Genomic DNA, 22,373 nt, shown 5'->3' on the forward strand with positions numbered 1-22,373 from the left:
AAACGGCGGGCGCCCCCTTGACTACCAGCGCCCTGCGGCATCCAGGTCACTCTGCCTGCCTTCCACCCACCTCGGCCCTTCCTGGGTATTTTCCTTCTTCCAGAACGGTGCCCGGGTCTTCAGGTAGTCCATGATGAAGTTGCAGGCATCGAACGCTGCCTGCCGATGGGCACTGGCCACGCCGACGAACACGATTGGCTCACCCGGCTCCAACGCACCGACGCGGTGCAACACCTGCACTTTCAACAACGGCCAGCGCTGCTCGGCCTCGGCCACGATCTTGGCCAGGGCCTTTTCGGTCATGCCCGGATAGTGTTCAAGGAACATGCCTGCCACTTCGCGGCCATCATTGAAGTCCCGCACATAGCCGACAAAGCCGACCACAGCGCCTACCCCCACGTTGGCCGCATGCATGGCATTGGTCTCGACGCCCGGGTCGAACGCGTGTTCCTGCACTCGCACTGCCATGCTCAGCCCCCCGTCACCGGCGGGAAGAACGCCACTTCATCGCCCTCTTCCAACGGCTCATCCAGCTTGCACAGTTCTTCGTTGCGGGCGCACATCAGGTTCTGCTCGCCCAGCAGTTCATAGGCCCCACCCTTGCCCAGCAATGCCCGGCGCACATCGTCGACAACCTTGAACTCACCCTCCATCCGCTCGGCATCCACGCCCAGCAACTCACGGTAACGCGCGAAGTACATCACTTTGACTTTCATCACGCCTGCACCTTGTAGTGGCCGCTCTTGCCGCCCAGCTTTTCCAGCAGGCGGACCTGCTCGATGACCATGCCTTTATCCACAGCCTTGCACATGTCATAGATCGTCAGCGCAGCGACGCTAGCGGCGGTCAGTGCCTCCATTTCCACACCGGTTTGCCCGGCCAGCTTGCAGCGGGCGAGGATCCGCACCGCGTTCTCGCCCTCCGCGCTGAGTTCCACCTTGACGCTGGTGAGCATCAGCGGGTGGCACAGCGGTATCAGGTCGCTGGTCTTCTTCGCCGCCTGGATGCCGGCAATGCGCGCCACGGCGAACACATCGCCCTTGGGGTGTTCGCCGTCGACGATCATCTGCAGGGTCTGCGGCAACATGCGCACCCGCGCCTCGGCGGTGGCCTCGCGCTCGGTCACGGCCTTTTCAGTGACGTCGACCATGTTGGCCCGCCCCTGGGAATCAAGATGTGTCAGCACTGCTCTGCTCCTGTGAAGGGAGCCTGCAGTGTAAACCTGTGGGTCAGGTTTGAGCAGAGGTATGTGTCGGCAGGTCTGGCCGCTGTATGAACACACTCGTGGAGATGCCGGGCAGCGGGCTGCCCGGCGACAGGGTTTTACAGATGCGACTCGGCGTACTCGGCCAGTACCGAGCGTGGCACACCCTGCAGGGTGATGTGCACGCCATGGGGGAAGTCCTTGAAGCGCTCGGTCAGGTAGGTCAGGCCCGAGCTGGTCGCGGACAGGTAGGGGGTATCGATCTGCGCCAGGTTGCCCAGGCAGACCACCTTGGACCCGGAACCGGCACGGGTGATGATGGTTTTCATCTGATGCGGCGTCAGGTTCTGGCACTCGTCGATCAGGATCAGGCTCTGCTGGAAGCTGCGGCCGCGAATGTAGTTCAACGACTTGAACTGCAGCGGCACGCGCTCGAGGATGTATTCGACGCTGCCATGGGTGCTTTCATCATCCATGTGCAAGGCTTCGAGGTTGTCGGTAATGGCGCCCAGCCACGGCTCCATCTTCTCTGCTTCGGTACCCGGCAGGAAGCCGATCTCCTGGTCCAGCCCCTGCACGCTGCGGGTGGCGATGATGCGCCGGTAGCGTTTGCTGACCATGGTCTGCTCGATGGCAGCTGCCAGGGCCAGGATGGTCTTGCCGGAACCGGCAGCACCGGTCAGGTTGACCAGGTGAATGTCCGGGTCGAGCAAGGCGAACAGCGCCAGGCTCTGATGGATGTCCCGCGGCTTCAGGCCCCAGGCCTCCTGGTGCAGCAGTGGCTCCTGGTGCAGGTCGAGCAGCAGCAACTCGTCGTCGCGGATACCCTTCACCCAGCCGACGAAGCCCTGGTCGTCAATGATGAACTCGTTGACGTGAACGGCCGGCAGGGTGTCGATCATGTGCACACGATGCCAGGTCCGGCCGCGCTCCTGGCGGGTATCGACCTTGCTGACCCGGTCCCAGAACGAACCGCTGACCGAGTGGTAGCCCTTGGACAGCAAGGACACATCATCGACCAGTTGGTCGGTGCTGTAGTCCTCGGATGCGATGCCGCAAGCGCGCGCCTTCAAGCGCATGTTGATGTCTTTGGTGACCAGCACCACGTCCAGGTCGGGGCGCCGGCTGCGAACGTCCAGCAGGGTGTTGATGATGATGTTGTCGTTGAGGTGCTCCGGCAACAACTTGCCAGGCTCGTTGCGTGGGCTCATCAGGATCGAAAGAAAGCCTTTGGCCCCACTCTTGTTGCGCTGGATCGGCACGCCCTGCTCGACATCACTGGGCGAAGCGTCCCCGAGGGTCTGGTCGATCAGGCGGATGGCCTGCCGGCACTCTGCGGCGATGGTCTGTTTACCGGTCTTGAGCTTGTCGAGTTCCTCCAGCACCGTCATCGGGATGGCGACGTGATGCTCCTCGAAGTTGAGTAATGCGTTGGGGTCGTGAATCAGGACGTTGGTATCGAGCACATAGAGGATTGGCTTGCTGGAGGAAGGGGTGCGTCCTTGGTCATCCATACTCGGTCACCTTATGTCGAAGCCGCACGGCGTGGTCTGTTACGCCGCAGAGTGACTGCCGTGTCCCCGTATCCGCGTTGTTACGGGCGGGGAGCAACCTGGCCAGGAGGGTCTGGATGACGCCACCTGTGCTGCAGGGATCGGCTGTCTGGTTTCTTCATACCGCAAAAGCCATGACCGGAAAAAGCATTTTTACGTGTTTTTGAAGTTTATTTTTCCGATTGACGATAAGGCCTTGGCGGCAGGCCCAGACACGACTACGCTCAGAAGTGGTACCTCTATTCGCTGTACCCATAGGCCCGGCAATCTTCCCAGCCGATACCGCTCTGGGCGGTACTGCGCAGCAACCACTCCACCGCCGGTTGCGCCTTGGCCAGGCTGTCATGCAGCTGGATAACCCCCTTGCGCCACAACAGCATCAGGGTCAGCACGCGTTGCGCCGAGGCTTCGGCAGTCAGTGCAGTGTCATCCTGCGCGTCGATATCCCACAACGACACCCGCAACTGCTGGCTGGCCATGAACGCCTCGCCATCGGCCCGGCGTTGCCCGTAAGGGGGGCGGAACAGCGGCACGTACTGCTCCGGCAGGTCGGCCTGGACGCGGGCCTGGCTGCGCCGCAGCGAGTCCTGCCAATCGACCCACTGTGCATGCGAGCGGTACTCCCAGCCCTGAATACCCACGCACTGGCCGCGATAAAGCCTGGCCACGGTGTTCGGCATGCCGGCATCCCGGCGCTGCTGCAGGCGGTTGCCAAGCACGAAGAAGGTACCCGCCAGCTTTTGCCGGCGCAGGTAATCGGCCAGCAGGTCGGTACTGCCGCCGTCAGGCCCCGGGCCACCGACGAAGGTCAGCAGGAACATGCGATCGTTCAGGCGTTCACCATCGAGCTCCCGTGCAGATAGCCGCTCCACCTCGCTGCTGGTCTGGGGCAGCAGCGCAGCTTTGCGCAGCTGTTCGTCCAGGTAGCGGCTGTGGAACTGGTGGCTGGGCTCTACCCACCCGGCATAGAACGCGCCGACATCGGTGGCGAACGTCGCCGCCTGGGTACGCAGATCCGCCATGGACTCAACGGCATAGCAGAACGACGCATCCTGCTCGCAGCTGCGTTGCGCCTGTTGGTAGCCTGCCCATAACCGCTGCCACATGCGCGCCCGCAGTTGGCGAACCTTCTGCAGGTTGATCTGCCGCAAGCCCAGCCGCGCCGCCAGCGTCGCATCATCGAGCAGCTCGCTTTCATGCAGTACCCGGGCGAACGACAGAATCTCCGCCCGCGAAGCCACATCGAACAACGCCGGGCTGTTCAGTTGCTCGGGCCACAGGCTGCGATCAAAACTGACCGCGGCTGTGGGGGCGGCTTGCACGGCCAGGCTCAATAGCGCGGCCAGCGCGGCAAAGGCGATGCGCACGGTAAAAGGCTCCGTCACGGCAAAACGCGAACTATAGCGTTAGAACCGGCCATGGTCTGTGACTATTGTCACCATAGTTTGGACTTGCACCGCCCAGCCCGTAGAATCCCAGGCCAACGATGCCAGGAGCCGACCCGATGCTGACGGTGATTTCCCCCGCCAAGACCCTCGACTACGATACCCCGCCGGTAACCGAGCGCTTCACCCTGCCCCAGTACCTGGATGATTCCCAGGTGTTGATCCAGCAACTGCGAACCCTGTCGCCGGCGCAAATCAGCGAGCTGATGCACCTGTCCGACAAGCTCGCCGGCCTGAACGCCGCACGCTTCGGCAGCTGGTCTCCGGACTTCAGCCCAGCCAATGCCAAGCAGGCGCTGCTGGCGTTCAAAGGTGACGTGTACACAGGCCTTGCTGCCGAAACCCTGGGTGAGGACGACTTCAGCTACGCACAAGACCACCTGCGCATGCTCTCCGGCCTGTACGGCCTGCTGCGCCCCCTCGACCTGATGCAGCCCTACCGGCTGGAAATGGGCACCAAGCTGGCCAATGCCCGCGGCAAGGACCTGTACGCCTTCTGGGGTACACGCATCAGCGAATGGTTGAACCAGGCCCTGGCCGCTCAGGGCGATGACGTGCTGTTGAACCTGGCCAGCAATGAATACTTCAGCGCAGTGAAACGCAGCGCCCTCAAGGCGCGGGTGATCAATGTCGACTTCAAGGACTTGAAGAACGGCCAGTACAAGATCATCAGCTTCTACGCCAAGAAAGCCCGCGGCATGATGAGCCGCTTTGTCATCGAGCAGCGCATCAACGATCCAGAGCAGCTCAAGCAGTTCGATGTCCAGGGTTACTACTACTGTGCCGAACAGTCCAAGCCAGATCACCTGGTGTTTCTGCGCGATCACCCGGGCGAGTAGACCCGCCGATACCGCTTCGCGGCTTGAGCCGCTCCTGCAACCTCCACAGGGCACCCGCAGGAACGGCTTAAGCCGCGAGCACCGGCAAGGCCAGAGCTCGCCTCCACCGCCTCCAGGGCAGCTGTACATACCCGCTTTCCAAAATGATCGCTTCCACCTCTCGGGCAAAGCCACCCCCTGCCGTAACCGATACCCTCCTCGCCGGCTGGCCGTCTTCGCCGCGCCATACGGCGTAATGTGCACTCGCATGATCCACCCGCGGCAGCAAGTTGAAACGCTGAAAGATAAACCGATCAGCTGATTGCGCATGACCGCACGGTGATCAGCACTGGTTGCTGTCACGTATGTCATTTATCAGGGCTCGGCCGCTGCACCGGCGGTCAAGCAGGCCGAGCAGGTTCAGCAAGGTGAGACTTCATTATCGTCATTTTTATGACGCCAAAAAAACCTTACATCAGCGTGTAAACACCGGCGCCGGTGCGACCGTTCGTACCTTTTCTGACGAAATCTGAAAAAATTTTCCGATGCTGGCATTAAAACATCTCGCAACAGTTTCGCCCTTGATACATCGGGGGCAAACAGGCGCGTGCTATCAAATTGAAATTGTCAGCAGCTTAATAAATATTTAGAAATCTTTCATCAAGACAAAACCCGTTCAGGAACTTCTCATATCAACTACCGCTCATAGAGCCGTAACGAATTTCCTGCCCACGGGTTGTGAGAGATGACTTACAGATGACAATGGCAAGGTATCCACTACCTGCCACAACATACAGACAGGCCGCCCGGCTAACGCCCAAGTGCCTGTCCTTGCAGGAGACACGCGTCCCGTACAAATCGTCCTAGTGGTTGATTTCAAAGGATTTATCCCACTTGAAAAACAAGCACAGCAAAGCGCCGCGTAGCGCCTTGCATTAAAGACGGCTGCATGACAGGGCACGTTTTTATTACTTGGCTTTTAAATGCCTAATTTGAGTGCATAACTTTTCGTGCACTCCGGACTTATGTTGCCTGCGCTCGGTGAAGTGTGCATTCGCCATGAACCCGTGCGCCTGAAAACTGCTGTTAATCAACCCAGCCCGGCACTCCACGGAGGCGTCGGCGTGATAAACACATGAGGTGATAGCGATGCGTATCAGCATCTTTGGTTTGGGTTATGTGGGTGCAGTCTGTGCAGGCTGCCTGACGGCGCGTGGCCATGAAGTAATCGGTGTGGACGTGTCCAGCACCAAGATCGACCTGATCAACCAGGGCAAGTCGCCGATCGTCGAACCTGGCCTGGAAGCACTGTTGCAACAAGGCATCGCCAATGGTCGCCTGCGCGGCACCACCGACTTCGCCGAGGCCATTCGCGCCAGCGATGTATCGATGATCTGTGTGGGCACCCCCAGCAAGAAAAACGGTGACCTGGGCCTGGAATACATCGAGTCGGTGTGCCGGGAAATCGGCTATGTGCTGCGCGACACCACGCGCCGCCATACCATCGTGGTGCGCAGCACCGTGTTGCCAGGCACCGTCAAGAACGTGGTGATCCCGATCCTCGAAGATTGCTCGGGCAAAAAGGCCGGCGTTGACTTCGGCGTCGCGGTGAACCCGGAATTCCTGCGTGAAAGCACTGCAATCAAGGACTACGACCAGCCACCGATGACCGTCATCGGCGAACTGGACAGCGCCAGCGGCGACATCCTCCAGGCGCTGTACGAAGAACTCGACGCCCCGGTCATCCGCAAGCCGATCGAAGTGGCCGAGATGATCAAATACACCTGCAACGTGTGGCATGCCACCAAGGTCACCTTCGCGAACGAGATCGGCAACATCGCCAAGGCTGTCGGTGTGGATGGCCGTGAAGTGATGGACGTGGTCTGCCAGGACAAGGTGCTCAACCTGTCGCAGTACTACATGCGCCCCGGCTTTGCCTTCGGCGGCTCGTGCCTGCCGAAGGACGTGCGCGCCCTGACCTACCGTGCCGCCAGCCTGGACGTGCGTGCCCCGCTGCTCGACTCGCTGATGCGCAGTAACGAATCGCAGGTGCAAAACGCCTTCGAACTGATCGAAGCCCACGACAAACGCAAGGTCGCCCTGCTTGGCCTGAGCTTCAAAGCCGGCACCGACGACCTGCGCGAAAGCCCACTGGTGGAGCTGGCCGAACGCCTGATCGGCAAGGGCTACCAACTGGATATCTACGACGAGAACGTCGAATACGCCCGCGTTCATGGAGCCAACAAAGACTACATCGAATCGAAGATCCCGCACGTATCGTCGCTGCTCAACGGTGACTTCCACAAGGTCATCGACAACGCCGACATCATCGTTCTGGGCAACCGTGACGAGCAGTTCCGTGCCCTTGCCCAGCAAGTACCGGCCGGCAAACAAGTAATCGACCTGGTCGGCTTCATGAGTGAACCGACCAGCGCAGCCAGCCGCACCGAAGGCATCTGCTGGTAAGCCCTGGGCCAGGCGGCGCAAGGCTCCCCAATTGCGCTGCCGCCCTTTCCCGAATTTTCCACGGATGCTGAACATGCAAAGGCTCCAGACAGTGCTGTTGCAGTGCGCCGGTTGGCTGCTCTACATGAGCCTGCTCATGCTGATCGCCCTGGCCCTGCCAGCCGATATCTTCGACTCGCAATCGAAGCACTTCATCTTCCTGGTCGGCGCCGTCGGCATCTGGCGCTACTCGATGGGCGCCACCCATTTCATCCGCGGCATGATCTTCCTCTACGGTGTGTACCCCTACCTGCGCCGCAAGGTGCAGAAAATGGGCAGCGCCGCCGACCCGTCGCACGTGTACCTGATGGTCACCAGCTTCCGCATCGAAGCATTGACCACCGCTCAGGTGTACAGCTCGGTGATCCGCGAAGCGATCAACTGCGGTTTCCCCACCACCGTGGTCTGCTCGCTGGTGGAAATGTCCGATGAATTGCTGGTGAAGAGCCTGTGGGCCAAGTACAACCCGCCGGCCCACGTGAAGCTGGACATCGTCCGTATCGCCGGTACTGGCAAGCGCGATGGCCTGGCCTACGGCTTCCGTGCCATCTCCCGCATGCTGCCGGACGAAAACGCCGTGGTGGCGGTGATCGACGGTGACACCGTGCTGGCCGATGGCGTGGTGCGCAAGACCGTACCGTGGTTCAAGCTGTACCCCAATGTCGGCGGCCTGACCACCAACGAGTTCTGCGAAGTCCGTGGCGGCTACATCATGAGCGAATGGCACAAGCTGCGCTTCGCCCAGCGCCACATCAACATGTGCTCGATGGCCCTGTCCAAGCGCGTACTGACCATGACCGGGCGCATGTCGATGTTCCGCGCCAGCGTGGTCACCAACCCCGAGTTCATTGCCGACGTCGAAAGCGACTCGCTGATGCACTGGCGCCTGGGCCGCTTCAAGTTCCTGACCGGTGACGACAAGTCCAGCTGGTTCAGCCTGATGCGCCTGGGCTACGACACCTTCTACGTGCCGGACGCTGCCATCAACACGGTCGAGCACCCGCCGGAGAAAAGCTTCTTCAAGGCCAGCCGCAAGCTGATGTACCGCTGGTACGGCAACAACCTGCGGCAGAACTCCCGTGCGCTGGGCCTGGGCCTGCGGCGCCTGGGGCTGTTCACCAGCATCGTGCTGTTCGACCAGCGCGTATCGATGTGGACCAGCCTGCTGGGCCTGACCGTGGCGGTGATCGCCAGCCTCAAGTTCGGCCTGGCATACCTGCTGGTGTACCTGCTGTGGATCGGCATCACCCGCCTGATCCTCACCGTGATGCTGCTGTGCTCTGGCCACAACGTCGGCCCGGCGTACCCGCTGATCCTCTATTACAACCAGATCATCGGCGCGCTGATGAAGATCTACGTGTTCTTCCGCCTCGACAAACAGTCGTGGACGCGTCAGCCCACTGCCCTCAAGCGTGACCTCGCCAGCTTTCAACAATGGTTCAACACCTGGTCCTCGCGGACCATGACCTTCTCGGCGGCCAGCATCTTCGTTGCTGTGCTGTTCATGGTCGTGTGAGCCCAACCCGGATCGGATCTAACAGGAACAAACCCCATGAATACCGCCGTGAATGTCAACGTCGTGCATGAGTCCGAAGCCCAGCGCCAGCACGCCCGGGTACGCATCCCCGCCAAGCTGCGCTTCATCGACGCCCAGCGCCAGGCCCACGATGTGAAGGTCGACGACCTTTCCGCCGGAGGCTTGAGCTTCCACACCAAGCAGCAACTGGCGGTGGGCGATGCGTTGCGTGGGCGGTTGATGTTCACGGTCGACAACCTCGGCCTGTCGATGGACATCGAATTCCAGGTGCGCTCGTACCACCCCGACAGCGGGCGTACCGGTGCGCAATTCCAGAACCTGGAGCCACGCGACATCGCCACCCTGCGCCATATCATCACCTCGCACCTGTCGGGTGAGCTGATCACTGCCGGCGACGTGCTCAGCACCCTGCAACGCGACAACTTCACCAAGGCGCGCAAGCAGAAGGACGGCGGCAGTGGCCTGAGCCCCTTCGGCCGGCTCAAGGCCGTTACCGTCACCCTCGGTGTGTTCGTGGTCGGCATCGCCGCCTTCGGTTTCGTCGCCAAGTCGTTGTACGGCATTTACTTCATCAGCCATGCCGAAGCCGGTGTGGTCGCAGTACCCACCACCAATGTCACCATGCCGCGCGACGGCACCGTGAACAGCCTGGTGGAGAGCGGTGGGCAGGTGGCCAAGGGCGCGCCACTGGCCAGCTTCACCACCAGCATGCTGGACATGCTCAAGGGCAACCTCGACGACACGCAACTGGAACCGGCGAAGATCGAGGAACTATTCGGCAAGCAACTCTCCGGCACCCTCACCAGCCCCTGCGATTGCGTGGTCGCCCGCCAGTTGGTGGACGACGGCCAGTACGCGGCCAAGGGCCAGCCGATCTTCCAGCTGATTCCGCGTACCACCAACCCGATGGTCGAGGCGCGTTTCAGCTACCGCCAGTTCGATGAGGTCAAGCCAGGCACCCGGGTCAATTTCCAGGTCGCCGGCGAAGACGAAGTGCGTACCGGCCAGATCGTCAGTAGCGCCAGCCTCAACAGCGAAGACCTGGCCTCCGACATCCGTGTGCAGATCAAGCCCGATAGCGGCCTGCCTGCCGAGCTGGCCGGCCGCCCGGCGGCAGTCAACAGCGACCGTGGCCCGTCGCTGAACTGGCTGATCGACAAAGCCGCGGCCCGTGGGCTGTAAGAGGATCGGACGATGATCGCTGATACCAACACCTGCCCCCACAGGTTCCGTGTGAATCTGGGTCTGTGTGGCCTGGCCATGGCCATCACCTTGGCCGGCTGCGCCGGCCTGCCCGACCAGCGCCTGGCCAACGAAGCCCTGAAGCGCGGTGACACGGCATTGGCCGAACGCAACTACAAGGCCCTGGCCGACCTGGGCTACAGCGATGCGCAAGTGGGCCTGGCCGACATCAAGGTGGCCAGCCGCGACCCGGCGCAAATCAAGGAGGCCGAGGCCACCTACCGCGCTGCCGCTGCGTCCTCGTCGCGCGCCCAGGCCCGCCTTGGCCGCCTGCTGGTGGCCAAGCCCGACAGCACCCAGGCCGAGCGTGAAGAAGCCGAAACGCTGCTGAAACTCGCCGCCCGCCAGGGTGAAGGCAACACCCTGATCCCGCTGGCGATGCTGTACCTGAGCTACCCGCAAAGCTTCCCCAAGGTCAACGCGCAGCAGCAGATCGACCAGTGGCGCGCCACCGGCAACCCGGAAGCGGGCCTGGCCCAGGTGCTGCTGTATCGCACCCAGGGCAGCTACGACCAGCACCTGGACGACGTGGAGAAAATCTGCAAGGCCGCCCTGAGCGCCACCGACATGTGCTACGTCGAACTGGCCACCGTGTACCAGAAGCGCGGCCAGACCGACCAGCAGGCCGCCCTGCTCGGCCAGCTGCAGGCGGCCTACGCCCGTGGTGCCGTGCCAGCCAGCCGGGTCGACAGCGTGGCCCGGGTGCTGGCCGATCGCAGCCTTGGCCAGACCGATGAAAAAACTGCCAAGGACTTGCTCGAACAGGTGGCACCGGCCAACCCGGCGTCGTGGGTCAGCCTGGCGCAATTGCTGTACGAGTTCCCCGAACTGGGCGACACCGACCAGTTGCTGGCCTACATCGACAAGGGTCGCGAAGCCGAGCTGCCACGTGCCGAACTGCTGCTGGGCCGCCTGTACTACGAAGGCAAGACCGTACCGGCCGACGCCAAGAAAGCCGAACGCCACCTGCAGGCGGCCGCCGACGCTGGCGAAACCAGCGCCCATTACTACCTGGGCCAGCTGTACCGCCGTGGTTACCTGGGCAACGTCGAGCCGCAAAAGGCTGTCGACAACCTGCTGGCCGCCGCCCGCGGCGGGCAGATCAGCGCCGACTATGCCTTGGCCCAGTTGTTCAGCGAAGGCCATGGCATTCGCCCGCAACCGGGCAATGCCTGGGTGTTCGCCCAGCTGGCACAAGCCAACCCCACGCCGCAGGCGGCAGAAATGCTGCAACGGCTCCAGCCGCCGCCGGCCCCCGGCCANNGCGGCACCGGCGGGAGCCGCAGCTGACCCCGGACCAGCGCCACCAGGCCGAGCAACTGCTGGCTCAGGAAAAGCAGGCCCGCGGCAGCATGAGCCAAGGCGCCAACAGCACCCTGGCCACCGAAGCCCTGCAAGACGACGAACCAGAAGTAGACGGTGAGGACTCGCTATGACGCTCAATCCCTTCGTGAAAGCCGGCATCGGCCTGAGCTTCGCCCTGCTGTGGTCCTGCCCGACCCTGGCGGAAATGACCGCTGAGAAAAATTTCGGCCTGGACGTGAAAATCACCGGCCAATCGGAAGACGACCGTGACCTGGGTACCCGCCCCGGCGGCGACGTCAACGGCCTGGGCCTGGACCTGCGCCCATGGGTGTACGGCGAGCGCGGCAACTGGAGCGCCTACGCCATGGGCCAGGCGGTCGCAGCCACCGACACCATCGAAACCGACACCCTGCGCCAGAACGACGACGGCACCACCACCGACACCGGTGACGACAGCCGCAAGCCAGACAAAAGCTACCTGGCCATGCGCGAATTCTGGGTCGGCTACAGCGGCCTCACCGCCTACCCTGGCGAGCAACTGCGCCTGGGTCGCCAGCGCCTGCGCAGCGATGACGGCATGTGGCGCGACACCAACGTCGAGGCGCTGAACTGGACCTTCGACACCACCTTGCTCAAGGCCGACCTGGGCGTGGCCCAGCGCTTCAGCGAATACCGCACCGACCTCACCGAGCTGGCGCCCGAGGACAAGGACCGTACGCACGTCTACGGCAACATCGCCACGCAATGGACGCCCGGCCACTGGGTTGGCCTGCGCGCCCACCACACCCATGACAGCGGCAGCCTGAACCAACCCGGGGAAACCGTCGATGCACTGGACAAGACCCGCACCGGCGACCTCACCTGGCTGGGCCTCGAGGCCAACAGCGACGCCTACAACTGGCGCAATGACCACACCGTCAACTACTGGGGCAGCGTCACCTGGCTGACCGGCGACCGCGACAAGCTCACCACCCAACAGGTGGGTGACGACCAGGTGGCCACCGGCAAGCAGAGCGGCAACGTCAATGCCTGGGCCACCGACCTGGGTATCCGCCTGCGCCTCGACCCGCAATGGCAGGTGGGTGCGGCCTACGCCCGCGGCAGCGGCGGCGGCGGTGACGATGGTTCGAACAACTTCGAGCAGACCGGGCTGGAGAGCAACCGCTCCAACTTCACCGGCACCCGCTCGCGGGTACACCGCTTCGGTGAGGCCTTCCGCGGCGAGCTGGGCAACCTGCAGGCGGCCACGCTGTTCGCATCGTGGCAACTGCGCGACGACTATGACGCCAGCCTGATCTACCACAAGTTCTGGCGCGTCGATGGCAACCAGAACATCGGCTCCAGCGGCATCAACGCCGTGGTCGACGACAACGGTGTGAACCGCCAACTGGTCGACGGTGAAAAAGACCTTGGCCAGGAGATGGACGTGGTCGTGACCAAGTACTTCAAGCAAGGCCTGCTGCCCGCGTCCATGAGCCAGGCCATCGACGAGCCGTCTGCCCTGGTGCGCCTGCGCGCGGGTGTATTCAAGCCGGGCGACGCCTATGGCAAGGAAGCGGACTCGTACATGCACCGCGCCTTCGTCGACGTGATCTGGCGCTTCTGAGGCCGGGAGAAACCTGATGAACCTTCACCCGCACCTACGTCACAGCCTGTTGGCCAGCGCCTTGTTGCTGGCCTCGGGCCTGGCCGTCGCCGCAGAGCCCAAGGTCATTGCCAAGGAGCTGCAGCAGGCCAAGACCTACACCGTGGCCAGCGCGCCGATCGAGCCCCTGCACCTGGACCCGCCCAAGCTGCCCGACCTGAGCGGCTACACCGCCCAGGCCGTGCAGAAGAAGATCGACCGCAGCCACAAGGGCAAGGTCAGCCTGCGCCGCATGTTCCAGGAGGACACCCTCAAGGAATTTGTCGGCGGCGACAACAAGGCGGCCGAGTGGGTCCAGCGCCAGCACGGTATTCCGCAGGCGATCTTCATCGATGACGGCCATGTCGACCTTGTCGAGCTGAGCAAGCAGGTGCCGCGACAGTACCTGCGCGAAGTCGAGCCGGGCGTTTACCTGGCGCGCCTGCCGATCGTGGTCGGCCGCAAGGGCATCCTCGAGATCGATGGCAAGGTCAAGCAATTGCGCCTGTCCCAGGAGGGCGGCGCGTTCCTGGTCAACGACGGCAAGCTGTTCGTCACCGACACCCAGGTGACTGGCTGGCGGGAAAAAGACAACGGCCCGGCGACCTTCCGCTCGCCCAAGGAGTTCCGCCCGTTCCTGCTGTCGTGGGGCGGTACCGAGACCTATATCGTCAATACCAAGATGGCCAGTTTCGGCTATGCCAAGTCCAAGTCGTACGGCGTGAGCATTTCGCAGTACACCCCGAACATGGCCAAGCGCATGGGCCGCCCGGAACCCACCGGCTGGATCATCGGTTCGCAGTTCAGCGACATGTGGTACGGCTTCTACTGCTACGAAACCCAGGACTTCGTGGTCAAGGACAATACCTACAACGACAACATCGTCTATGGCATCGACCCCCACGACCGCTCGCACCGCCTGATCATCGCCGGCAACACGGTCTACGGCACCAAGAAGAAGCACGGCATCATCATTTCGCGTGAGGTCAACGACAGCTGGATCATCAACAACAAGAGCTACGACAACAAGCTCTCCGGCGTGGTGATCGACCGTAACAGCGTCAACAACCTGGTGGCCTACAACGAGATCTACCGCAACCACACCGACGGCATCACCCTGTACGAAAGCGGCGACAACCTGATCTGGGGCAACAAGCTGATCAACAACCGCCGCCACGGCATACGCGTACGTAACAGCGTGAACATCCGCCTGTACGAGAACGTGGCCATGGCCAACGGCCTGGTCGGGGTGTACGGCCACATCAAGGACTTGTCCGACACCGACCGCGACATCGCCCTCGATCCGTTCGACACCAAGGTGTCGCTGATCGTGGTGGGCGGCGAACTGGCGGCCAACGGCTCAGGCCCGCTGTCGATCGACTCGCCGCTGTCGGTCGAGCTGTACAAGGTATCCATGCTCGCACCGCGCAAGGCCAGCGGCATCAGCCTCAACGGCGTGCTGGGCGAGCGCCAGGACGAAATCCTCGACCTGCTGGTCCGCCAGCAGAAGGCTGTGCTGATCGACCCGGTCGAGCGCCAGACCGAAATGATCGATTAAGGAAGCCCAGACCATGACTCCACACCTGATGAAACTGCTGGGCCTGTCCGCTGCCCTTCTGGCAATCAGCCAGGGCGTGCGCGCCGATGAAGTCAAGGCCCCGACCTTCACGGCCGAGCCCTGCTGCCAGCTGTGCCCCGAAGCGCACGATGCCAGCCGCTACACCACCCGCTACCAGCAGAACTTCACCACCCTGGTGCAAGCCAAGGGCGACTGGCTGTTCCGCACACGCGAAGACTTGCGCACCGAATTCAGCACCACGCCGGCCGGCTACAAGCGCCTGCAACAAGTGCACGACGCGTTCAAGAAGCGTGGCGTGGAGCTGGTGATGGTGTACCAGCCCACCCGTGGCCTGGTGAACCGCAACATGCTCAACCCGGCCGAGAAAGCTGCGTTCAACTACCAGAAGGCACTGGGCAACTACCAGGCCATGCTCAAGCGCTTCGCCAGCATGGGCTACAACGTGCCCGACCTGTCGCCGCTGACCAACGAGCAACTGGCCGCCGCCGACCAGGGCAAGGACTTCTACTTCCGCGGTGACCAGCACTGGACGCCTTACGGTGCCCAGCGCGCCGCCAGGATCGTCGCCGACACCGTGCACAAGATGCCGGCTTTCGAGGGCATCCCGCGCAAGGAATTCGAAACCAAGAAATCTGGCCGCATGGGCAAGACGGGCACCCTGCACAACGTGGCCGGCCAACTGTGTGGCACCAGCTATGCCATCCAGTACATGGACCAGTTCGCCACCGAGCCGAAAGGCTCCAGCGGCGGCGGCGACGACCTGTTCGGCGACAGCGGCAACGCACAGATCACCTTGGTCGGCACCAGCCACAGCGGCAAGAACTACAACTTCTCCGGTTTCCTCGAGCAGTACATCGGCGCCGATGTGCTCAACGTCGCCTTCCCCGGCGGTGGCCTGGAAGGCTCGATGATCCAATACCTGGGCAGCGAGGAATTCCGCAAGAACCCGCCCAAGATCCTGATCTGGGAGTTCTCGCCGCTATACCGCCTGGACCAGGAAACCATCTGGCGGCAAATCCTTGGCCTGCTCGACGATGGCTGCAATGACCGCCCGGCGCTGATGAGCGCCAGCACCACGCTCAAGCCCGGCAACAACGAGCTGATGGTCAACGGCAAGGGCGGCGTGGTGAAACAGCTGATCAACCGCAACCTGCAGATGGATGTCAGGTTCGACGACCCATCGGTGAAGGTGCTGCAAGCCACCCTGTGGTACCTCAACGGCCGCCACGAAGACATCAAGCTGGAAAAACCGGAAACCTCCGACACCGACGGCCGCTTTGTCTTCCAGATGCGCGAGGACGAGGACTGGGCCGACCAGAGCCTGCTGGCGTTCGAGGTGCAAGGCCCGGAAAGCGGCACCCAGAAAGTCGAGGCCAAACTCTGCAAACGCAACAACTTCGCCGTGCCTGCGCAAACCGCGCAAGCCGGCCAGTGAGGCGACCATGACCGTATTCAAGCAAATCTTTCGCCCTGCCCTGCTCGCCATGGCGCTGTTCGGCAGCGCCGCGCACGCTGCGCTGGTGCCACCCCAAGGCTATTACGAGGGCATCGAGAAACCCAAAACGGGCGACGGCAATTTCCGCTGCGAGCCGGCACCAAAACCCTACACCGGTGCGCTGCAATTCCGCAGTAAGTACGAAGGCTCCGACAAGGCCCGTGCCACGCTCAATGTCGCCTCGGAAAAGGCCTTTCGCAAGTCGACCGAAGACATCACCACGCTGGAAAAGGGCGTGAGCAAGATGGTCGGCCAATACATGCGTGATGGCCGCCCGGCGCAACTCGACTGCACCTTGGCCTGGCTGGGGACCTGGGCGCGGGCCAATGCGCTGCTGTCCACCGACTACAACCACACCGGCAAGTCGATGCGCAAATGGGCCCTGGGCAGCATGAGCGGCTCGTGGCTGCGCCTGAAGTTCTCCACTGCCCAGCCGCTGGCCGCGCACCAGGCCGAGGCCGAGCTGATCGAGAAATGGCTGGACCGCCTGGCCGAGCAGACCGTGCAGGACTGGAGCAACCTGCCGCTGGAGAAGATCAACAACCACAGCTACTGGGCCGCCTGGTCGGTGATGGCCACCGCCGTGGCCACCGACCGCCGCGACCTGTTCGACTGGGCGGTGAAGGAATTCAAGGTGGGTGCCAACCAGGTCGACGAACAAGGTTTCCTGCCCAACGAGGTCAAGCGCAAGCAACGTGCCCTGGCCTATCACAACTACGCCCTGCCGCCGCTGGCGATGATTGCCAGCTTCGCCCAGGCCAACGGCGTGGACCTACGCAGCGAAAACAACTTTGCCCTGCAGCGCTTGGGCGAAGGTGTGCTCTACGGCGCCCGCGACCCCCGTCACTTCGCCGAACGTGCCGGTGAGAAGCAGGACATGAAAGACCTCAAGGTCGACAACAAGTACGCCTGGCTCGAGCCTTGGTGCGCGCTGTACCACTGCGTCGGCGACACGCTGGAGCGCAAGCACGGGATGCAGCCGTTCAACAGCTTCCGGCTGGGCGGCGACCTGACCCGGGTCTATGACCCGAGCGCAGCAAGCAAGAAGTGAACTGACTCCCATTGTGGGGTCGGTACCTGTGGGAGCGGGCATGCCCGCGAAGAAGCCAACGCGGTGCATGGCAAGGGCTTCGCCCTTGTTCGCGGGCATGCCCGCTCCCACAGGGATCTAAGTTGCCCTCCAGCTTTTTGCTGGGGGGTTTGGGGGGCGCTGTGCCCCGGATGCTGTGAACAATAAGGAGAACCGGGATGGTCTTCTCGTCCAACGTGTTCCTGTTCCTGTTCTTGCCGATATTCCTCGGCCTGTATTACTTGAGCGGGCAACGTTATCGCAACCTGCTGCTGCTGGTCGCCAGCTACATCTTCTATGCCTGGTGGCGGGTGGACTTCCTGGCTTTGTTCGCCGGGGTCACCCTGTGGAACTACTGGATCGGCCTGAAAGTGGGTGCCGCCGGCGTGCGCACCAAGCCGGCACAGCGCTGGCTGCTGCTGGGGGTCGGTGTCGACCTGGCCATTCTCGGCTACTTCAAGTACGCCAACTTCGGTGTCGACAGCCTGAATGCGATCATCACCTCGTTTGGCCTGGAGCCCTTCATCCTCACCCACGTGCTGCTGCCGATCGGTATCTCGTTCTACATCTTCGAGTCGATCAGCTACATCATCGACGTGTACCGCGGCGACACCCCGGCCACGCGCAACCTGATCGACTTCGCCGCGTTCGTGGCGATCTTCCCGCACCTGATCGCCGGCCCCGTGCTGCGTTTCAAGGACCTGGTCGACCAGTTCAACAACCGCACCCATACCCTGGACAAGTTCTCCGAAGGCTGCACCCGCTTCATGCAGGGTTTCATCAAGAAGGTGTTCATCGCCGACACCCTGGCAGTGGTCGCCGACCACTGCTTCGCCCTGCAGAACCCGACCACCGGGGATGCCTGGCTCGGCGCCCTGGCCTACACCGCGCAGTTGTACTTCGACTTCAGCGGCTACAGCGACATGGCCATCGGCCTGGGGCTGATGATGGGCTTCCGCTTCATGGAAAACTTCAAGCAGCCATACATCAGCCAGTCCATCACCGAGTTCTGGCGGCGCTGGCACATCAGCCTGTCGACCTGGCTGCGCGACTACCTGTACATCACCCTGGGCGGTAACCGCAAAGGCACCTTCAACACTTACCGCAACCTGTTCCTGACCATGCTGCTGGGCGGCCTGTGGCATGGCGCCAACTTCACCTACATCATCTGGGGCGCCTGGCACGGCATGTGGCTGGCGATCGAGCGGGCGCTGGGCATCGACACCAACCCGCAGCGTTTCAACCCGGTGAAATGGGCCTTCACCTTCCTGCTGGTGGTGGTCGGCTGGGTGATCTTCCGCGCCGAAAACCTGCACGTCGCCGCACGCATGTATGGCGCCATGTTCAGCTTCGGCGACTGGCAACTGTCGGAACTCAACCGTGCCCAGCTCACCGGCCTGCAGGTCGCCACCTTGGTAATCGCCTACCTCACCCTGGCGTTCTTCGGCCTGCGCGACTTCTACCGCAACGCCAAACCCACGCCCAAGGCCACCCCGGTGCAGGTCAACAGCGACGGTTCGCTGGGCCTGGACTGGACCCGGGTCATGACCCGCGCGCTGGTGTTGCTGCTGTTCGTGGCCTCGATCCTCAAGCTTTCGGCGCAGAGCTACTCGCCGTTCCTCTACTTCCAGTTCTGAGGTGGCTGACATGACCCGAACGTTACGCATTACCTATTCGCTGTCCTTCATCGGCCTGTTGGTGGGCATGGGCGTCTGGTCCACCGGTGGGCTGGAAAGTTTCCAGCGCACCGAACAGATGACCCTGCTCAACGGCAAACTGGCCAAGGCAGCCGAAACCCATTACGACGACCAGTTCCCGATCAAGCGCCTGGGCACCAACCTGTGGGCGGCGATGGACTTCAAGCTGTTCCACGAAGGCCGCCCCGGCGTGGTGCTGGGCCGCGACCAGTGGTTGTTCAGTGACGAAGAGTTCAAGCCCACCGCCGGTGCCGAACAACTGATGCAAGAGAACCTGGCGCTGATCCGCGGTGTACGCGACACCCTGCAGCAGCACGGCGTGCACCTGGTGCTGGCGATCGTCCCGGCCAAGGCGCGGGTGTACGCCGAATACATCGGCAAGCAACAACCGGCCAGCTTGCATGACGACCTGTATAACCAGTTTCACGCCCAGGCACGCCAGGCCAACGTGTTTGCGCCCGAGCTGATGGGCCCACTGGCACAGGCCAAGGCCCGCGGCCAGGTGTTCCTGCGTACCGACACCCACTGGACGCCGATGGGCGCCGAAGTGGCGGCGCAGGCGCTGGCTGACGCCGTGCGCCGGCAGAACCTGCTCGACGGCGCCCCGCAGGCCTTCATCACCGAAGCAGGCAGCACCGCCCCGTACAAAGGTGACCTGACCAACTTCCTGCCACTGGACCCTTTGTTCAGCAACCTGCTGCCCGCCCCGGACAGCCTGCAACAGCGTACCACCCGGGCCGCCGAGGCCGAGGGTGACGGCGCGGACGCGCTGTTCGCCGACAGCCGCATACCGGTGGCACTGGTTGGTACCAGCTACAGCGCCAACCCGCACTGGAACTTCCTTGGCGCCCTGCAGCAGGCGCTGCGCAGCGACGTGGCCAATTACGCCGAGGACGGCCACGGCCCGTTGGTGCCCATGCTCAAGTACCTGCAAAGCGATGCCTTCAAGAACGCCGCGCCACAAGTGGTGGTGTGGGAATTCCCAGAACGATATCTGCCAATGAAGAACGACCTCAGCAGCTTCGACCCGCACTGGGTCGCGCAGCTGAAGAACGCCCGTAAATCCGAAGAAAACCTGGCCTTGTCGTCCACCCGGACGAACCACTGACTGAAGAGAGGAACACGCACATGACTACCAAGACTTCCATTGCCAAAGCCCTCACCCTGGCGGCCGGCCTGTCCCTTGCCTCCATGCAGGCCTTCGCCGGCGCCGACGCCGCCCTGTATGGCCCCAGCGCGCCGAAAGGCTCCACGTTCGTGCGGCTGTACAACGCCACCAGTGCACCGGCTGCCGCCAGTGTGGGCAACACCCAGATCAAGCAGGTTGGCGCCCAGGCCAGCAGCGATTTCAGCTTCCTGCCTGGCGGTGACTACACCGCCAAGGTCGGCGGCAAGAGCGTGCCGGTCAAGCTGGCCTCGGACAAGTACTACACCCTGGTCAACAGCAGCAGCGGCAACCCGAAGCTGATCGAAGAGCCGCCGTTCAAGAACAAGCAGAAAGCCCTGGTGCGCGTGCAGAACCTGAGCGACCAGCAGCTGACCCTGAAAACCGCCGACGGCACGACCGAAGTGGTCAAGCAGGTGGCCGCCAACGGCCGTGGCGAGCGCGAGATCAACCCGGTCAAGGTGAACCTGGCGCTGTACCAAGGTGACAAGAAAGTGGGTGACGTGAAGCCAGTCGCCCTTGAGCGCGGCGAAGCCGCAGTGCTGTACGTAACGGGTTCCGGCAACGCCTTGTCGCCGGTGTGGGTAACTCGCCCCGTGGCTAGCAACTGATTCCCCTGCCTCTCAACGACTATTGGAGAAACATGATGATCCCGGTAATTCTTTCTGGTGGTAGCGGTTCGCGTCTGTGGCCTTTGTCGCGCAAGCAGTTCCCCAAGCAGTTCCTGGCCCTGACCGGTGAACATACGCTGTTCCAGCAAACCCTCTCGCGCCTGGCGTTCGAGGGCATGGACACGCCGATCGTGGTCTGCAACAAGGACCACAAGTTCATCGTGCAGGAGCAGCTGGCTGCCCTGAAGCTGGAAACCCAAGGCATCCTGATGGAGCCGTTTGGCCGCAATACGGCGCCCGCGGTGGCCATGGCCGCGATGAAACTGGTCAACGAAGGCCGTGACGAACTGATGCTGGTGCTGCCCGCCGACCATGTGATCGAGGACCAGAAGGCCCTGCAACGTGCCCTGGCCCTGGCCACCGTAGCGGCAGAGCGCGGCGAGATGGTGTTGTTCGGGGTACCGGCGACCAAGCCGGAAACCGGCTACGGCTACATCCGCTCCAGCCAGGATGCATTGCTGCCCGAGGGCGTGGCGCGGGTCGCGCAGTTCGTCGAGAAGCCCGACGAGAAGCGCGCCACCGAGTTTGTCCAGGCCGGTGGTTACTTCTGGAACAGCGGCATGTTCCTGTTCCGCGCCAGCCGCTTCCTTGAGGAGCTGAAAAAGCACGATGGCGATATCTACGACACCTGTGTACTGGCCTTGGAGCGTAGCCAGGAAGACGGCGATGTGCTGAGCATCGACCCCGCCACTTTCGCCTGCTGCCCGGACAACTCCCTCGACTACGCGGTGATGGAAAAAACCCAGCGCGCCTGTGTCGTGCCGATGTCGGCCGGCTGGAGTGACGTGGGCTGCTGGTCGTCGTTGTGGGAGGTGCATGAGAAGGACGACAATGGCAACGTCACCAAGGGCGATGTGGTGGTGCAGGACAGCCGCAACTGCATGATCCACGGTAACGGCAAGCTGGTGTCGGTGATCGGCCTTGAGAACATCGTGGTGGTCGAGACCAAGGACGCCATGATGATCGCCCACAAGGACAAGGTTCAGGGCGTGAAGCAGATGGTCAAGACACTGGACGAACAGGGCCGTAGCGAAACCCAGAATCACCTGGAAGTGTATCGCCCATGGGGTTCTTACGACTCGGTGGACATGGGCGGCCGCTTCCAGGTCAAGCACATCACCGTCAAGCCAGGCGCCAGCCTGTCGCTGCAGATGCACCACCACCGCGCCGAACACTGGATCGTGGTGTCCGGCACTGCCGAGGTGACCTGCGACGAAAACGTGTTCCTGCTGACCGAGAACCAGTCGACCTACATCCCGATTGCGTCGGTGCACCGCCTGCGCAACCCGGGCAAGATCCCGCTGGAGATCATTGAGGTGCAGTCCGGGAGTTACCTGGGTGAAGATGATATCGAGCGCTTCGAAGATGTGTATGGGCGCACCTCTACGCCGGTCGAGCGTGGGGTTTCGGTGAAGACCATCGCGCAGTAAGTGAAATCCCGGGGCCGCTTCGCGGCCCTATCGC

Annotated in this window: 17 protein-coding genes and 1 pseudogene; 13 read left to right on the plus strand and 5 right to left on the minus strand. The window is 62.6% G+C overall.

Annotated features, from left to right (window positions below; translation table 11 throughout):
• Positions 1–21 precede the first annotated feature (21 nt).
• From moaE to G1E_RS18200, 5 genes are all read right to left on the minus strand, one after another.
• Entirely contained in the window at positions 22–468 is a 447-nt protein-coding gene (gene moaE / locus G1E_RS18180; RefSeq protein ID WP_029887283.1) for a molybdopterin synthase catalytic subunit MoaE, read from the minus strand.
• 2 nt (positions 469–470) lie between these two features.
• Positions 471–716, minus strand: coding sequence for a molybdopterin converting factor subunit 1 (moaD, locus tag G1E_RS18185; RefSeq protein WP_009684454.1), 246 nt, complete (start codon positions 714–716; stop codon positions 471–473).
• Positions 716–1,186, minus strand: coding sequence for a cyclic pyranopterin monophosphate synthase MoaC (moaC, locus tag G1E_RS18190; protein WP_009684455.1), 471 nt, complete (start codon positions 1,184–1,186; stop codon positions 716–718). The genes moaD and moaC overlap by 1 nt, the downstream gene beginning before the upstream one ends.
• A gap of 137 nt (positions 1,187–1,323) precedes the next feature.
• Entirely contained in the window at positions 1,324–2,718 is a 1,395-nt protein-coding gene (locus tag G1E_RS18195) for a PhoH family protein (RefSeq protein WP_009684456.1), read from the minus strand.
• Positions 2,719–2,996: 278 nt separating this feature from the next.
• On the minus strand, positions 2,997–4,124 hold the full coding sequence (locus tag G1E_RS18200; RefSeq protein WP_009684457.1) for a polysaccharide deacetylase family protein: 1,128 nt from the start codon (positions 4,122–4,124) through the stop codon (positions 2,997–2,999).
• Between the two features lie 137 nt (positions 4,125–4,261).
• Between G1E_RS18200 and yaaA the strand changes: the two genes are divergently transcribed.
• The 13 genes and pseudogenes from yaaA to G1E_RS18265 all read left to right on the plus strand — a co-directional run bounded on the left by yaaA (position 4,262) and on the right by G1E_RS18265 (position 22,339).
• A complete protein-coding gene (gene yaaA / locus G1E_RS18205) occupies positions 4,262–5,041 on the plus strand; it encodes a peroxide stress protein YaaA (RefSeq protein WP_009684458.1) in 780 nt (259 codons plus the stop codon).
• A 1,128-nt stretch (positions 5,042–6,169) separates the two neighbouring features.
• Positions 6,170–7,486, plus strand: coding sequence for a nucleotide sugar dehydrogenase (locus G1E_RS18210; protein WP_009684459.1), 1,317 nt, complete (start codon positions 6,170–6,172; stop codon positions 7,484–7,486).
• A gap of 73 nt (positions 7,487–7,559) precedes the next feature.
• Complete coding sequence (locus tag G1E_RS18215) at positions 7,560–9,041, plus strand: glycosyltransferase family 2 protein (protein ID WP_009684460.1); 1,482 nt, start codon at positions 7,560–7,562, stop codon at positions 9,039–9,041.
• Positions 9,042–9,077: 36 nt separating this feature from the next.
• Positions 9,078–10,244 carry a PilZ domain-containing protein gene (locus tag G1E_RS18220; protein WP_009684461.1) on the plus strand — a complete coding sequence of 389 codons (1,167 nt, stop codon included), beginning with the start codon at positions 9,078–9,080 and terminating at the stop codon, positions 10,242–10,244.
• A gap of 12 nt (positions 10,245–10,256) precedes the next feature.
• A pseudogene (algK, locus tag G1E_RS18225) lies at positions 10,257–11,740 on the plus strand (alginate biosynthesis TPR repeat lipoprotein AlgK).
• On the plus strand, positions 11,737–13,215 hold the full coding sequence (locus G1E_RS18230) for an alginate export family protein (protein WP_009684464.1): 1,479 nt from the start codon (positions 11,737–11,739) through the stop codon (positions 13,213–13,215). Before algK ends, G1E_RS18230 begins: the two are co-directional and overlap by 4 nt.
• Before the next feature lie 16 nt (positions 13,216–13,231).
• The gene (algG, locus tag G1E_RS18235) at positions 13,232–14,791 is read left to right on the plus strand and encodes a mannuronan 5-epimerase AlgG (protein WP_009684465.1); all 1,560 of its coding nucleotides are present in this window, start codon (positions 13,232–13,234) and stop codon (positions 14,789–14,791) included.
• A 13-nt stretch (positions 14,792–14,804) separates the two neighbouring features.
• Complete coding sequence (locus G1E_RS18240) at positions 14,805–16,247, plus strand: alginate O-acetyltransferase (protein ID WP_047149990.1); 1,443 nt, start codon at positions 14,805–14,807, stop codon at positions 16,245–16,247.
• Positions 16,248–16,254: 7 nt separating this feature from the next.
• Positions 16,255–17,358, plus strand: coding sequence for a mannuronate-specific alginate lyase (locus G1E_RS18245; protein ID WP_009684467.1), 1,104 nt, complete (start codon positions 16,255–16,257; stop codon positions 17,356–17,358).
• A 197-nt stretch (positions 17,359–17,555) separates the two neighbouring features.
• Positions 17,556–19,013, plus strand: a complete 1,458-nt coding sequence (locus G1E_RS18250; protein ID WP_009684468.1) for an MBOAT family protein — start codon at positions 17,556–17,558, stop codon at positions 19,011–19,013.
• A gap of 10 nt (positions 19,014–19,023) precedes the next feature.
• Entirely contained in the window at positions 19,024–20,181 is a 1,158-nt protein-coding gene (locus G1E_RS18255) for an alginate O-acetyltransferase (RefSeq protein WP_009684469.1), read from the plus strand.
• Between the two features lie 20 nt (positions 20,182–20,201).
• Entirely contained in the window at positions 20,202–20,849 is a 648-nt protein-coding gene (locus tag G1E_RS18260; RefSeq protein ID WP_009684470.1) for an alginate O-acetyltransferase AlgF, read from the plus strand.
• Between the two features lie 35 nt (positions 20,850–20,884).
• Complete coding sequence (locus G1E_RS18265; protein WP_009684471.1) at positions 20,885–22,339, plus strand: mannose-1-phosphate guanylyltransferase/mannose-6-phosphate isomerase; 1,455 nt, start codon at positions 20,885–20,887, stop codon at positions 22,337–22,339.
• Positions 22,340–22,373: the final 34 nt, after the last annotated feature.

Origin of the sequence: Pseudomonas sp. TJI-51, assembly GCF_000190455.2 — a bacterium.
Classification (GTDB): domain Bacteria; phylum Pseudomonadota; class Gammaproteobacteria; order Pseudomonadales; family Pseudomonadaceae; genus Aquipseudomonas; species Aquipseudomonas juntendi.

Bases quoted from the DNA above. Each gene is read 5' to 3' on its own strand.
- G1E_RS18260 (WP_009684470.1), top strand. From the start codon at position 20,202: ATGACTACCAAGACTTCCATTGCCAAAGCCCTCACCCTGGCGGCCGGC.
- G1E_RS18210 (WP_009684459.1), top strand. From the start codon at position 6,170: ATGCGTATCAGCATCTTTGGTTTGGGTTATGTGGGTGCAGTCTGTGCA.
- moaD (WP_009684454.1), bottom strand. From the start codon at position 716: ATGAAAGTCAAAGTGATGTACTTCGCGCGTTACCGTGAGTTGCTGGGC.
- G1E_RS18215 (WP_009684460.1), top strand. From the start codon at position 7,560: ATGCAAAGGCTCCAGACAGTGCTGTTGCAGTGCGCCGGTTGGCTGCTC.
- G1E_RS18250 (WP_009684468.1), top strand. From the start codon at position 17,556: ATGGTCTTCTCGTCCAACGTGTTCCTGTTCCTGTTCTTGCCGATATTC.
- G1E_RS18220 (WP_009684461.1), top strand. From the start codon at position 9,078: ATGAATACCGCCGTGAATGTCAACGTCGTGCATGAGTCCGAAGCCCAG.
- moaE (WP_029887283.1), bottom strand. From the start codon at position 468: ATGGCAGTGCGAGTGCAGGAACACGCGTTCGACCCGGGCGTCGAGACC.
- G1E_RS18195 (WP_009684456.1), bottom strand. From the start codon at position 2,718: ATGGATGACCAAGGACGCACCCCTTCCTCCAGCAAGCCAATCCTCTAT.
- G1E_RS18245 (WP_009684467.1), top strand. From the start codon at position 16,255: ATGACCGTATTCAAGCAAATCTTTCGCCCTGCCCTGCTCGCCATGGCG.
- G1E_RS18240 (WP_047149990.1), top strand. From the start codon at position 14,805: ATGACTCCACACCTGATGAAACTGCTGGGCCTGTCCGCTGCCCTTCTG.
- G1E_RS18230 (WP_009684464.1), top strand. From the start codon at position 11,737: ATGACGCTCAATCCCTTCGTGAAAGCCGGCATCGGCCTGAGCTTCGCC.
- algG (WP_009684465.1), top strand. From the start codon at position 13,232: ATGAACCTTCACCCGCACCTACGTCACAGCCTGTTGGCCAGCGCCTTG.
- yaaA (WP_009684458.1), top strand. From the start codon at position 4,262: ATGCTGACGGTGATTTCCCCCGCCAAGACCCTCGACTACGATACCCCG.
- G1E_RS18265 (WP_009684471.1), top strand. From the start codon at position 20,885: ATGATCCCGGTAATTCTTTCTGGTGGTAGCGGTTCGCGTCTGTGGCCT.
- G1E_RS18255 (WP_009684469.1), top strand. From the start codon at position 19,024: ATGACCCGAACGTTACGCATTACCTATTCGCTGTCCTTCATCGGCCTG.